Annotated in this window: 7 protein-coding genes; all 7 read left to right on the forward strand. The window is 55.9% G+C overall.

The genetic code is table 11. The features are described 5' to 3' along the window. Positions 1–9 precede the first annotated feature (9 nt). The 7 genes from HP572_RS01170 (at position 10) to HP572_RS01200 (ending at position 14,468) form a co-directional block, all read left to right on the forward strand. Positions 10–969 (forward strand): type II secretion system F family protein, encoded by a 960-nt coding sequence (locus HP572_RS01170; protein ID WP_205604377.1) that lies wholly within the window; start codon positions 10–12, stop codon positions 967–969. Positions 970–1,073: 104 nt separating this feature from the next. After that, a complete protein-coding gene (locus tag HP572_RS01175) occupies positions 1,074–1,925 on the forward strand; it encodes a tetratricopeptide repeat protein (RefSeq protein WP_240585816.1) in 852 nt (283 codons plus the stop codon). Next, positions 1,925–2,485: a hypothetical protein gene (locus tag HP572_RS01180; protein ID WP_174868614.1), complete on the forward strand. Its 561-nt coding sequence runs from the start codon at positions 1,925–1,927 to the stop codon at positions 2,483–2,485. Before HP572_RS01175 ends, HP572_RS01180 begins: the two co-directional genes overlap by 1 nt. After that, positions 2,478–3,092 (forward strand): TadE/TadG family type IV pilus assembly protein, encoded by a 615-nt coding sequence (locus HP572_RS01185; protein ID WP_240584548.1) that lies wholly within the window; start codon positions 2,478–2,480, stop codon positions 3,090–3,092. Before HP572_RS01180 ends, HP572_RS01185 begins: the two co-directional genes overlap by 8 nt. Positions 3,093–3,271: 179 nt before the next feature. Beyond that, positions 3,272–4,891, forward strand: a complete 1,620-nt coding sequence (locus HP572_RS01190) for a Tad domain-containing protein (protein WP_240584549.1) — start codon at positions 3,272–3,274, stop codon at positions 4,889–4,891. Between the two features lie 57 nt (positions 4,892–4,948). After that, positions 4,949–7,510, forward strand: coding sequence for a lactonase family protein (locus tag HP572_RS01195; RefSeq protein ID WP_240584550.1), 2,562 nt, complete (start codon positions 4,949–4,951; stop codon positions 7,508–7,510). A 7-nt stretch (positions 7,511–7,517) separates the two neighbouring features. Continuing rightward, positions 7,518–14,468 (forward strand): beta-propeller fold lactonase family protein, encoded by a 6,951-nt coding sequence (locus HP572_RS01200; RefSeq protein WP_240584551.1) that lies wholly within the window; start codon positions 7,518–7,520, stop codon positions 14,466–14,468. The last annotated feature ends 44 nt before the right edge of the window (positions 14,469–14,512 follow it).

Raw genomic sequence — 14,512 nt, forward strand, 5'->3', positions numbered from 1 at the left:
GATCCACTCATGACTGTTTTTGACGATCCCTTACTGCTGCTGGCGCTTGTGCTGATGGTGGCTGGAATCTATCTGGCCCGTACACAACATAAAATCCAGCAATACAAACAGCTGGAAATCCGCATGCGTGGGCATTTACCCAGCGCCTCTATAGAGGCGGCCTCTCAGGAAAACATCCTGAGAGGCCAGGGAACCACATTATCTCCCCTGTTGGAAAAGCTGTTGCAGCCTCTCGCCACGCAGGGCGAGCGCCTTTCAGGATCGGATCGCGATCGCCGCAATCTGCGCCGCCTGCTGGATCTCGCCGGGCTCCGCCGCAACGAAGCGGTGGGCTGGCTGGTGATGGGAAAATTTGCTGCCGGGGCGCTGCTCGCTATCGCGCTGGTGTGGGGATGGTTGCCACCTGCTGACCGTGCAGGCCTGACGGGCGTCGCGGCGGGGCTGATTGGCTTCTTTGTCGGTTCGATGGTGCCGGAATGGTGGCTGAAGTGGCGTGCGGCAAGCCGGGGCGAAAAGCTGGCACGAGCGGTGCCGGATGCGTTGGATCTGATGGTGGTCTGCGCCGAAGCCGGTCTGCCTATCGGACGCGTATTGCAGGTGGTATCGAAAGAGCTGGGGCTGTCTTCACCGGAAATGGCGGATGAACTGCACTACACCGCCGCCGAATTACAGATCCTGTCGGATCGTACGCTGGCGATGAAACATCTGGCGGAGCGTACACGCGTCAGCGAGATCGAAAGCATGGTGGCGACGCTGATTCAGGCGGAGCGCTACGGTACGCCGCTATCTCAGGCGCTGCGTACGATTGCGGATGAAAGCCGCAAGACGCTGATTCTGAGTCTGGAAGAGAAGGCGGGTAAATTGCCTGCGCAGCTGAGCGTGCCGCTGATGGCACTGATCCTGCCACCGATTATCGCCATTATGGCGTCGCCTGCACTGGTGCGAGTGGTCCGCCTGCTGGCGCAGTAGCGTTTTATTTGCAACACATTGATTTTAATGTGTTTATTTTAAAATCATCGATTCCCGGTATATGCCGGAAATCACAACGGTTACAACCGATGGAGTTATCGAAGATGGTCGATCTGGTAGCAAAACTTAAGCGCGGCGCGCCCATGCTGGCACTGCTGATTGTCAGTACCGTGCTGGCGGGATGCAGCAGCTCGATGGCGATTAAAGGCAGTAAAGATGAAGGCCTGCGTTTGGCACGTCTGCTGCGCGATCAAGGGCGTGTTGAAGCGGCGACGGAAGTGTACGCGCGCCTCGACAGCCGCGATGCGCTGAAAGGCGCAGAGATGCTGGAGTATGCCAGCGTGGCGGCTTTGGCACGTTCACCGCAGCAAACGCTGGAGCTGTACGGACGAGCACGTCAGGCACTGGGTGGCGATACCAACAAAATGACGCTGGAAGAAGCACTGGCGGTGTGTCTGGGAATGGGGCGTGCACAGTTAGCATTAGGACGTAATGCGATGGCGCAAACCGACTTTGCCTGTGCGCTGAAAGCACAACCGAACGACGCTGGTGCACTCAATGGCATGGGCGTGGTGATGGATGCTTCAGGTAAACACGCCGAAGCGCGTCAGCTGTTTGAAAAAGCATTGCAGATAAACCCGGCAGATGTCGCGGCACTCAACAATCTGGCGCTCTCATGGCTGGCAAGCGGCAACGCGGACAAAGCGATTTCTCTACTGCGTTCAGTGGATGAGAGCAACGCGACGGGCAGATTGAATCTGGCACTGGCCTACCTCTCTGGCGGCAAAGACGATGAAGCGCGTTCGGCGCTGGCGACCATTGCACAGCCACAGCGTATTGATGGCCTGATTGACGAGCTGAATCAGCGTTTACAGCAGATGCAGCAGGATAAATCACGTGGTGAAGCGCTGCTGTTATCCAGCCGTCAACGCCTGCAATTGAGTACGCCTGAGTAATGGCGTGGCTTCGTAATCTCGGCCCGTGGCGTGATGAAAGCGCAGTGCAAAGTATTGTGCCGCGCCATGAACGCCACTGGCGCAGTACGCGCGGCGTGATCGCGACGGAAGTGGCGTTTCTGGTGCCGGTGGTGCTGGTCGGGGTGATGATGCTGTTTGAACTGGCACGTATCGGGCTGGTGATCGCCGCTGGCAGCGCCGCGCTGGATAAGGCCGTGCAGGCTTTCCGCCTTGATAACCTCGCATCGGACAGCGCGGAACAGATGGGAACCCGTCTAAAGGCGCGCATGGTTGAAGCGGGATACGGCTACCTCAAAGAAGACGATTTAACCGTCAGCGTGTTGCATTTCGACAATCTGAGCCAGCTTGGCGGGCTGACCAACGGAAATGGCAATCAGGACAACCCGAATGGCGAGGAAACGACGACGCTGCCGGTGTGGTCCGTGACGGTACAGATTAAAAAGGCGTTTATTACGCCGCTGCCGGAAGTGTTAACGCTGGGTGACACCTTCCGCTATCAGTACAAGCATGTGTTTGGGACGGAATTGCGCAATGACTGATCGTTTACTGAAAACCAGTCGTTTACTGAGCGGGATACGCCGCTTCTGGTTTTCTCGCCGTGCTTCTACTGCGGTAGAAACGGCGTTAGCGTTCCCGATTGTGTTGGCGATTGGGTCGCTGTGCGCGGATATCTACACTGTCGGGCTTGAGCGTACACGCATGGAACAGCGTGCGGGCGCCATCGCGTCAGTATTAGCGATGCAGCAGAAGCTGGATGAGAGTGGGCTACAGGGGCTGCTCGATACGATGTTGCCAACGGAAGGTGTAGGAAATTACCAACTGTTAATCAGCAACGTGCGCCAGACCGGTGAGCTGCACTGGCAGTTGAGCAGAGGCACGGCAGAGGCGCTGTGCGAAGAAAGTGAAACCCTGCCGGGCGAGGAGTACCTTCCTGAGCTGCCGGAAAGAGACCGTGAAGAGGGTAGCAAGAATATCTCCATGATCGTGGTCGAGATCTGCCGTCAGGGGAAAGATGTGAGCCTGCTGGGCGGCCTGTCGTTGGGCGGTCTGCTGCATGCGTCGTCGGTCAACCGGGTCGCTGTCGACGTGGTTGAACTGGATGAGGTACTCAGAAAAGAGGCCGGTCTGGAAGAAAAAGATCAATAGCTACAGGTTTTATACAAAACACAGAAGCGGCAATAGACCGCAAACGGCAGCGAGCTTCTCGTTACCGGAATAATGAAACCATTAAAAATCTATAGGCATATGAGCAATGTCGTTTTTATTTTCCCGTTTTATGGGCGGGTTGAGTACGCGCTGAATCCAGGAATACAGGATAGGAAGGAATGAAAAAAACCTTACAGAACAGAAGAGTAAAAAAAGACGCTACCGGAATTACTCTGTTCTGGCGTGAACGCCTGTCTGCCTTTATTCAGCAGGAAAAAGGCGCGGGCACCGGATTCTATGCACTGGGTGCGATGGCGTTATTGGTGACAGCGGCTTTTATCGTGGATACCTCCACGGCAACCGGTGATGCAACGCAGATCAAGCGCGCGACGGATGCCGCCGCGTTGGCCGTCGGGCATCAGGCGACCATTAATGGCGAAGAATACAGTCAGGAAGAGACCAATAAGCTGGCGTATGACTACGTCAAAAATAATCTGGGGATGAATAATGCCCTGAGTGAAAAACTGGTGGTGGGCGATGTGGCTGTCACGGAAGGGCGCAACAGCGAGACGCGTAAAACCTATACCGTCACCGTCGCCTTCGAAACCAAGCCCAGTTTGCTGAACCTCGGGGCGAGGAAGCAGGAAGTGTACTCGACCGCCGAAGTTATCAACCGCCCGACCGAAGTGGCCTTTGTCATGCCAGTGACGGGGGATATGAGCGAAGGGGATATCCGTTCGCTGAAAAGTGTTAGCAGCAGTTTCGTCGAGCGCATGCTGAGTAGCGCAGACGGCAAACGTGACAATCTGTGGCTATCGCTGGTGCCGTACAGCCAGTCGGTGAATGTGTACGATGCGGAAGACGCCAACCGCATTCGGCGCTGGTCTGCACCGGGTGCGCTGAACCCGCCAGAGCTGCGTTCGCTGTTTGCCAGCGGCGTGGTCAGTAGCATGGCCGACCGCCGTTTCCCGGATCGTCGCGCTAACCTGCTGTGCATGTACCGCGGGCTGGGGCGGGAAGAAAATTTCTTCTGGGATGAACCTCCCGTTGCTCAATTCCAGATCTATTACCGCCACGATTTGCCGCAAAACGGCAGTCCCGGCGCACCGCCGATCTCCTGGCGCGGCCCTAATCCTGATTTTGACGATAACAATGCGGTGGATACCCGCTGGATCGTGGCAGACAAAGGGTGCCCCAATGCCGCACTGATGCCGCTGACCAATGAAGAAAACAGGCTGAATCAGCGTATCGAACAGTTTTCTGCCCGTTTCAATACGAATTACGCCATCGCGATGTCATGGGCGGGCGCGGCGCTGTCGCCCGCTATGCGTGGTTCAGACGGCTGGGGCGATGCCACGCTGCCGCTGGATTTCAATCTGGACGGCAACGGTGACGGCCAAAAGGTGATCGTGATGATGGCTAACACGATTGGTAACTGGTTCGACACCGACAGCTACAACTTCAACCGAAATGCATTCAGTGGTCAAACCGGCACGGATCCCGCCCGTACCTTTGCTGCGCAGCGCTTCCGCGATCTGTGTTCCAGCTTCCGCGCGCGCAACATCAAATTCTATTTTGTCGGCATTCGCCCCGGCGACCCAGAGGATTTTGGCCGCAACCTGTTCGACGCCGAAGCGACGCCAGGCCTGCTGGTCTGCACCGAGGGTGAGAAACGCATGAGTTTTATCGACGGTGCAGGCTTCGGTGCCGAGGGCGTTGAGGATCAATTGATCCGACGTCTGGATCGTATTGCCGGCCAGATCGAAACCGAGGGCGGCTATGTTCGGCTGGTTGAATGACCGCTGAAGGTAGCCAGGAATGACGCGATTTGCCCCTTTATTACAGGACATGACACGATGACTTTTTCCCGCTCAAAATCTGGTTCAGGCTTAACGCGCACGCCGCGTCAGGCGTGGGTATTGGAACCGCGCATGATGTTTGATGCCGCTGCCGTGGCAACGGTGGCGGATGTAGCCGCGCAGGTTGTGGTGGCAACGGATACCGCGCCGGGTGTTGATGCGACACCCACCAAGGCGACAGTCACGATTACCGATACCAGTGACAGCTTCCCGGCGGTCGATCTGTTCAGCGATGTTCGCGTGTCAGCAGATAAAGACGGGCAGGAACTGAAAGATCTGGTGATTACCGTCAACCGCACGGGAGCGAATCAGGCATTAGTCATTGACGGTAAAAGTATCGCACTGGTATCGGGAAGTGGTACGACACGAGCAGAGAATGATGGCTTCGCATACAACGTGGTGGTGAGCGGCGAAACGACCACGATAACCGTTAATATCGACAGTTTTACCAGTGACTTGGCGGATACCACGGCGTTAATTGACGGTATCGCCTATGAACCGCTAGATAACACCGTGGCTGGCGGTGATGTGGTGGTCACGCTGAAAAGCCTCAGCGACGAGAGCGATACTGCCGAGCTGAATATTGACGCGACGGTCACCATAGACAGCAAGATCAATGTTGCACCGGTGGTGGCGGGGGAAGTGTTACTGGAGGCTGAGTCATTAACCGCCGGTACGGACATCGCCTATTCCGCCGATGGGAAACAGGTTTTTGTCGTCGGTTCGGATGACACTATCACGGTCTTTACCGTAGGCGATCTGGGGCGTTTGACGCAGAAGCAGGTTTTGTCGGTTGAGAATTTGGGCAAAATTAACGGTGTGGAGGTCAGCGCCGACGGTAAATCGCTGTATACCCTATCGGGCAACGGCAACCTGATGCAGTTTAGCCTTCAGGATGGCACGCTCAGCCATACCGCAACGATCTCCGTCGGGGGAGGATCGAACGGCGGGCTAGCGATTGCCGATGACGGTTCACAGGTTTATGTCGATGCCAGCGGTGGTTTTGGGCGCGATGTGCTTGTCTATCAGCGCAATATCGAGACAGGGGAGCTAACGCGTGGTGACTCACTCCGCCACCGTAATGGGGTGATCGCGACAGTTGGCGATTATGTTTACATTGCGCACAGCGGCGCGATAGTAACTGACAATCATGAGTTGCAAGTCTACCAGCGTGATAGTGAGGGTAAACTGACCTTACTGGGCCGTATCTCTCTCGGCATAAGTGGACAATCCCCCGTCGATTATGCGTTGGCTGTCACGGCCGATGGGAAATCTATCTATGTCGCGAACCCCGTAACGAATGACATTGCCCTCTATCGTCTTGGGGCGAATAACGAACCGACCTTAGTGAATACTTTCGCCAGCGCGCCCGTCGGCAGCATGGTGTTGAATGCTGAAGGCACGCGACTGTACGCGGCAACGACGGAGGGTAAGGTCTCCGTTTATGCGGTTGCGACTTCCGGTACTCTGGCACTGCTGGGTCAGGTCGCGGGAAGTACGACTGGCGGAGATATTGCGTTATCGCAGGATGGCCGTTCATTACTCGTTGCAGGTGACGGGGTGAGCCGCTACTCGACGGTTTTGACCCAAGTTCCCGGAATGGGGGTCGTGATTGGCAGTGGCCTGAGCGTATCAGATGCTAACTTTGACGCCTTGAACGCGGGAAATGGCAACTATGCTGGCATGCAATTGATCGTATCGCGTGACGGTGGTGCTTCAGACAAGGATGTGTTTAATTTCAACAGCGCAAATGATCTGCGGCTGGAAAATGGTCAGATTTTTCAGGGCGATCGTGCTGTTGCGGCATTCAGCCAAAGTGGTGGAACACTGACGATAACCTTCCTGTCGAGTGTCAGCCGGGCAGAGGCGAATTCGGTTTTACAGCAGATCACTTATCAGAACACCGATACTGCCGATGGCGGTGTTGTGCAGCTGTCTCTGCGGGCGAATGACGGCAAACTGGATAGCCAGTCGGTGACGCTGGCGGTGATGGTGGCAACCAATACTGCACCGGCATTGACGGTGACCGCCCCACCGCTCTCAAGCTACGACACGACGGCGACAGCGGTTAATTTGTTCGCCAACACGCAAATCAGTGCGGGCGAAGCGGGACAAAAAATACAGAATATCACCCTGAATGTTGGCGGTCTGGCACAGGCTGCTAACGAATTTCTGGTAGTTGATGGCACGCGAATTGATCTGACACAGTCTGGCGAGGGCACAACGACAAGCGGCTACGCCTACACCTACACGTTAAGTGAGGGTAACGGCGTGCTGAAGATTGATGATGCTGCTGGCATGACGATGGCGGCAGCGCAGACGCTGATTAACGATGTCACCTACATTAATGAGACGACAAAGGCGACAACGGGCAACCGTACTGTGACGCTCGTGAGCGTGCGCGACGACGGGGGTTCGACAGGGCAGAATAAAGATACGGCGGTGCTCAATGTCGCCGCGACCCTGACGTTAGCTATTAATAATGCACCCACCATCCAGACCGATATCCCCGTCGATCCTAATTTGTACTACTCAAAACGGCTTGCTCACAGGCTATAGCAGCCATGTGAGTAGCATTGTGCTATCCGACGATGGCCGCACGCTACTGGTCATTGGCACCACGTCCCCCAATTATGGTGGTGACGCCCGGGTAAGCCTCTACCAGCGCGATCCCGATACGGGGAAATTGACGTTATCGCAGAGCTTTATTCCGGGAGAGGATGATGGCAACGCAGACAACGGTCTGGAAGTCAGTGGACTGATCGGACGCGCAGCCGTTTTCTCGGCGGATGGTTCCACGGTTTATCTGAGTGCCGATTCGACGGTTCTGGTATTCAGTAAAGATGCTGACACCGGTGTGTTAAGCCTGACGACGCGTGTGGAAGGGTTAGCTGGCAATGTGTTGAAGATGGCACGGTCCGATGACGGGAAAAGCCTGTATGCGCTAACGTCCGGTACGTTGTACCACTATACCATTGGTGAAAGTGGCACACTGAGCAATACAGCGACATTCGATCAAATTAATGGCACGACGCCGATTGGCTTGTCTGTTGATGCCAACGGTACGGCTTATGTATTGGGTAGCAGTGGCAAGATCACGATTTACACGACTGACGCTACGGGGGCATTGAGTTATGCCGGGCAACTGGCGCGTGGTGAGGATGGGGTAACGCTTACCTATACCGACAGTGAGGGTAACCAGAAAAGCGCCGGAACATTGGAAACCAGTAATGAACTGAATCACGCCAATGCTGCTTTTAGTGTGACGGATGAGGGATATATCTATGTGGTGACCAGTAACGTGGGGAATCGTCTCACGGTGCTGCATTACGACAGCGAAACGAATGCCGTCAATCGGGTTGAGGCGCGGCAGTTTACCAATCCATGGAGCGTGACCGCCACTTCGGATGGCAAAACGCTCTATGTCGGCACCAATGGCGGTGCCGTGACGGTTTATGCGATAGGAACTGATGGCCGCCTCGCCGAAACCGGAAAGCTGGCGGTTGGCCGACCTATCACCACGCTGACGGTATCAGAAGATGGTAAATCGCTGTATACCGGGGCCCGCTATTTTAATACGGGTGTGATGGCGTCCAGTGCAGCGGCACACGCGGACTATAGTCAGGCGGTGGCGATGCCGTTTACCACAAGCATCACGCTGTCGGACCAGGATCTGGACGTTGCTGACGACTATAAAGGCGTGGCGATCGCCATTAGCCGTAACGGTGAAGTATCGGCAAATGACCACTTTGCTTTTCAGAACGGAAGCGGACTGACGCTGTCCGGCAGCGAGATTCAGTATCAGGGGGCGACCATTGCCACCTTTAACGTCAGTGAAGGTACGGTGACGATTGTCTTTACCGAGAGCGTCACTAAGACGGTAGTCAATCAGGTTCTGCATCAGGTGACCTACCGTAACGAGGGCGACACGGCAGGCTCAGCAATTTCTCTGAAGATCGGATTTAGCGACGGTGGCAAAGATACCAGTCTGTTACTGATGATGGTACCGAGCAAAGCACCTGTGGTGGATAACGATGAGTACACTCCACCATCTGCGACGGTAGGGCAATCGTATAATGAAGAGCTGCCAGAAAACCTGTTCCTCAATCCTAAGAATGGAGCGCTGACGTGGCAGGTCAGCGGCCTTCCTGCTGGGTTAACCTTCGAGCCTGAAACACGTACGATTTCCGGTACGCCAGCGCTTAATGGTGCAGGATCCTTTGCTATTACCGTCGTCGTAAGCGATGAATCGGGCGCGCAGGCTGAGCAGACGCTAACGCTGAGTATTGCATCCGATCCTGCGCAAGTCCCAACTATCGGCGGCGAATCCAGCGCCCTGCAGAGTATCGGCACCCTTGATGGCTACGACTCCAATAATTATGTGGATGTGCTGAGCGGGGTGAAAGACAGCGAACTCTCTGCGGATGGCAAAACGCTCTATGTCGTGAGTTCACCGGAGAGTGGATCAGCGGTACTGAGCGTCTTTGTGCGCAATGAGGAAGGCAATTTCACACTGTCGAAGACCTTCTTTAACTATCGATCCGTTTATAACGCTGAGACGGAACAAAACGATGAGGTTGTTGACCATGCAGGACTGGCGGGTGCATCAGATGTCACCCTGTCTTCTGATGGACAATACCTGTATGTGGTCGGCAGTGAAGGCAACGCGGTGACAATCTTCCGTGTTGGCAGCGACGGTGAATTGACGCAAGCGGACGTTCTGGATCAGGCGGAGTTGGGCGGGCATTCGCTGGATGTGCGTTCCCAGATTGTTTCTCAGGGCGATTACCTCTATCTCACCGCTGCCCAGTCTGGCAGTGATAATGATAGCCGCAGCGTGCTGGTGTTTAAGCGCGGGGCAGACGGTCTCCTGACGGCGGTTTCTCAGACCGATAATCTGATTGGGGCGAGCCGTCTGGTGCTTGATCCAACCGGGCGTTACCTGTTCGTATCGGGTTTAGGCGATACAGTTGGTGTCACTGGGTTCAGTATTGATGCAGAGGGCAAGCTAACTCAGGTTTCCCAGATTCGTGCTGAAGGCGATGACCTGTATTACATCAATTCGCTTGCCCTCTCACCTGATGGCAAAACCCTGTATGCGATTAATGCTGATGGAATTCAGTACATGCTCAATACGATAACGGTAGGTGCGGATGGCGCACTCACGCTGGTATCGACGGAGCTGTTTGCCGATGACGGTGGCGATTCCGGTGAGGCGTTGGCAAGCAACCTGGTAGTTTCCGCTGATGGTACTGCGCTATTTGTGATCGGGAAGAACATCACTATCTTCTCCCGCGCTGAAGATGGCAGCCTGACGCTGAAACAGACGGTTAGCAGCGGCTGGGATAGCTCACTCGGCATTAGTTTCTCATCGTTACAAAACATAGAGTTGAGTACAGATGGCAAACAGCTGTACCTGATTGGCGGCGATAAGGTTCATGTGTTGAATGTCGGGACGGCTGGCGCAACCTATACCGAAGGCAATGATGCCACGGTGCTACTGCCATCAGGCCGCCTGTCCGATCCGCAGCTAGATGCGCTAAATAACGGTGTGGGCAATTATAACGGTGCCACCATCACGGTGGGTCGACAGGAAGGTGGGCAACCGGAAGATACCTTTGGCCTGAAGACGGATAACGGTTTAACGCTCGATGGCGACAATATCCTAAAAGATGGCGCGGTAATCGCGACCTTTACCCAGGCGGATGGGGCGCTGACGGTTAAATTTATTGCCGCGGTAACCCAAGCCGATGCGCAGAACGTGTTGCGCCAGATTACCTATCAAAACACCAGTAACGATCCTGAACTGGCGGGCTCGTCGCCAGCATTCACCTTCAGCATTAATGACGGCGACAATAACACCACTAGTATGGATATCACCGTCAATCTTATTGGCGTGAATAATCCGGCAGAATTGACGACGACGGTGCTCAATCCACAGATTCCGGGCAATGGTGAGTTCGTTAAGCTGTTTAAAGATACCCATGTCGACACCATCGAGAGTGGACAAACCATCTGGCAGGTCGTGTTAACGTTTGATGTCTCAGGGCCTAACGAAACGATCAGCGTGGATGGTTCGACGATCGTACTTGAAGCCTCCAGGGGCGCGCCGCACACAGCTGGCGGGTTGCAATATTCTGTTACGGTACAAGACGGGAAAGCGACGGTACTCCTGTATGTCGCGAGAGACGGGAGTGGAACCGCCGAGATTATTGACAGCATCGGCTACAACTATCTGGGCAGTGAGTCCAACGGGGAACGCCATGTCACCCTGAAGATTGTGGAAAATAACTATAACGGCAGCGCACCGGAAACCACGCTGGATCAGGCGATTACGCTGACGCTGGTGCCTGCGGCAGAACCCAATACTGCGCCAGTTATCACGGTTCCGGGCGCGACGCCAACGTATACCGAACGTGCCGAACCTATCGTGCTGGCACCGGACGCGACGGTGTTCGATTCGCAGATGGATAAACTCAACGGTGGCAAGGGCAACTACGACGGCGCGACGCTGAAGATTACGCTGGGTGACGGTAAAACGGCGCTGGATAAGCTGGGCTTCAGTGCTGATAACGGCTTGACGTTATCGGGCAATACGCTTCAGAAAGACGGTGTCACCATTGGTCAGGTCAGTAACCAGGATGGCGTGCTGACGATTCGCTTCAACGCGAATGCAGGCACGATCCCGACCACTGAAGATGTGCAGAATACGCTGCGCCAGATTACCTACGCCAGCGACAGCCGTACGCCAGCCGCGCAGGTTGCGGTGACGGTGACGCTGTCCGATCGCTATCTGGACTCTCAGGTCACAACGTTGTCGGTGGCGATTACCGCGATCAACGACACGCCGGTTGTGGCGAACGATCCCGTGCTCTCTGCCGATGAACTGCGTCTGGTGAATACCTATACCGCCATTAGCGGACTGGGCACGTTGACGGCTGCCGCTCGCACGACAGACGGGCTGGCGCTGTATGTCAGCGATGATAAAGGCGCGATTGCCTTATTCCAGCGCGATGCGAACAGCGGCGAATTAACCTATGTGCGTACCTTTGCCGCCGCAGAGGGCGTGACAGGAATAAGCCAGCTACAGGTTTCCGCCGAGGGTAACAGCGTGTATGCGCTGCGTGCCGACGGCAATGCGATTGTCTGGTTTAGCCGCGATGCGAACGGCGAGTTGACCCATAAAGCCACGATAGCAAGTGATTATGATATCGATAATGGCAATCTGAATAATATCAAAGGAATTGCTCTGTCTGATGATGGGAAGAATCTTTATCTCATCAATAGCTACAGCGACCAGTTAGCCTATTTCAGCCGCGACACTGCGACCGGTGCATTAACCTATGTTGAGGCGCTGGGCGGTAGTATGTGGAGCGAGCCTTACCTGTGGGCCCCGACCAGCATCCTCAGCCGCGGTAATCTGTTGTTTGTCACCACGGCAATCAACGACACTTCGACGGTGATTGTTTATCAGCGTGACGACAGCGGCAAACTGACGCCGTTGGGACATGTCCGCGACTTTACCGACGCGACAGGTAATACCGTACAACTCTCAGGGCTGGAGCAGATAACGGTCAGCGCCGATGGACGTAGCATCTTTGTCGCCAACGCAGGGCAGATTGATGCCTTCTCGCTGGATACCGCTACGGGCACCTTCACGCATCTGGCTCGCGTCGCGGCAGAAGGCACGGTGAGTGATATTGCCCTTTCTGCGGATGCGCGGGTGCTGTACGTCACGCAAAGCGACGGTGCGCTCACTCGCTATGTGTTGAACGACCAAACGCTGACAAAACTCGATACGCTGAAAAACGCGGGTACGAGCTTCGCTCATCTGCTGCCGGTTGACGGTGGTCTGATTGCGCTTGGCAACGGTGTGTCGGTGCTGGATGAAGTCTCTCGTCTGCCGGTTTATCGCGTCGATGGCTCGGCAATTATCGTTGCACCGTCTATCGTCCTCAGCGATGCGGAACTGGATGCATTGAACGGCGGTGCGGGAAATTATCAGGGGGCTTCCATCACGCTACAGCGTGGTGAAACGGCATCAGCCGGCGATCGCTTCGATTTTACTGCGGGCAACGGTTTCACCTTAGCGAATGGCGTCATTAGCAAAGACGGGCAAGCGGTAGCCACCTTCACGCAGGCAGACGGCAAGCTCACCGTGACCTTCACTGCTGCCATTTCCCGTGCGGATGCGACAGCACTGGCACGCCAGATTAGCTGGGCGACGAGCGCCCCGCTGACGGGGAATGCGACATCGCTGACGCTGGTGCTTAATGACGGTGTAGCCGATTCTGCCGCGCAGGCGCTCGGCGTTACGCTGTCTAGAGAGGTGAACCTGCCGCCAGTGGGTCATGCTGAGCAGTTCACGCCGCCAGCGGCACAGGCGGGCACCCACTGGTCTTATACCTTACCGGGTACGTTATTTACCGATCCTGAAAATAATGCGCTGACGTTTACTGTTAATGATGCGCAACTGCCAGACGGCGTGCGCTTTGATAGTGCAACACGGACGTTCAGCGGCACACCGTCAGCAGCCGGTGTGTTCAACCTGACAATTACCGCCACGGACAGCGCAGGCAACGCGACGGCAATGAATGTGGCGCTGACGGTCAATGCCGCTTCAACGCCAGTCGACCCCGGCACACCAACAGAACCAGTCAATCCTGATAACACCACCACAGCGGCACCGGTGATTCTGGTGCAGCAGGGCGTGAGCCTGCCTGTTGATTTGAGCGAAAGAGAACGCGACCAGCCGCTGGGAGCGATTGTCGCCGATCTGTCTCGCCCGGAAGCGCAACCGCTACCAACCAACATCATCGCTGAACCTGTGCGTCAGCGCGATGCCGACACGGCACGTCAGTCGGATGCCCCTTGGGTGCTCGATCCTGTCATGTCATCGCTGATGCCGACGCTGGAGCAGGTCAACTTCTCTTCGCGCGCTGAAGCGTCTACACGTGATAACGCCGCGCTGCGTCCGGCTGATTCCAACTTATTCCTGAGCGTACGCGGTCAGACAACAGCGCTGGAATCGGCTTTCAGCAGCGTGCAGGGCGCGTTACAGCCGGATGCCTCCGGTGCACTCGCCTTTAGCCTGCCGCAGCGCATGTTCAGCGTGCGTGAAGGCAATGCCACGCTGACGCTGCAACTGGCGAACGGGCGTCCGCTGCCTGCGTGGGTGCAGTTCGATGCCCGCAACGGCGTGGTGCGTATTACCGATGCCAGCGCGGTGCAGGTGAATCAGATCCAACTGGCGCTGAAAGCGCAGGCCGCAGACGGCACCAGCCGGATCGTACCGATTACGCTGCAAACCGGGCAGGGCGATGGCGCAGAGATGGCAACTGACCGTGGCGCGATGCAACTGCCTGCCCACTCTGATGCGCTCCCTGCAGAAAACCGCGATGCAGAGCGGTTAGCGCCTGCGGGGAAAACCGCCTTTACCGAACAGCTGCGTCAGCATCAGCCTGAACAGGATGCGCTGCTGGCGGCGCTCAGTGAGCTGAGCAGTCTGCGCGCGTAACCAAGCGCAAACCTGGTAAAGCGCAGATCGAATATCGAGACGAG

This window comes from Pectobacterium sp. PL64, from assembly GCF_022477975.1.
GTDB classification, from domain to species: Bacteria; Pseudomonadota; Gammaproteobacteria; order Enterobacterales; family Enterobacteriaceae; genus Pectobacterium; species Pectobacterium jejuense.

What these genes read in the sequence shown, in the direction of transcription:
- HP572_RS01170 (WP_205604377.1), top strand. Translation starts at nt 10, where the DNA reads ATGACTGTTTTTGACGATCCCTTACTGCTGCTGGCGCTTGTGCTGATG.
- HP572_RS01175 (WP_240585816.1), top strand. Translation starts at nt 1,074, where the DNA reads ATGGTCGATCTGGTAGCAAAACTTAAGCGCGGCGCGCCCATGCTGGCA.
- HP572_RS01180 (WP_174868614.1), top strand. Translation starts at nt 1,925, where the DNA reads ATGGCGTGGCTTCGTAATCTCGGCCCGTGGCGTGATGAAAGCGCAGTG.
- HP572_RS01185 (WP_240584548.1), top strand. Translation starts at nt 2,478, where the DNA reads ATGACTGATCGTTTACTGAAAACCAGTCGTTTACTGAGCGGGATACGC.
- HP572_RS01190 (WP_240584549.1), top strand. Translation starts at nt 3,272, where the DNA reads ATGAAAAAAACCTTACAGAACAGAAGAGTAAAAAAAGACGCTACCGGA.
- HP572_RS01195 (WP_240584550.1), top strand. Translation starts at nt 4,949, where the DNA reads ATGACTTTTTCCCGCTCAAAATCTGGTTCAGGCTTAACGCGCACGCCG.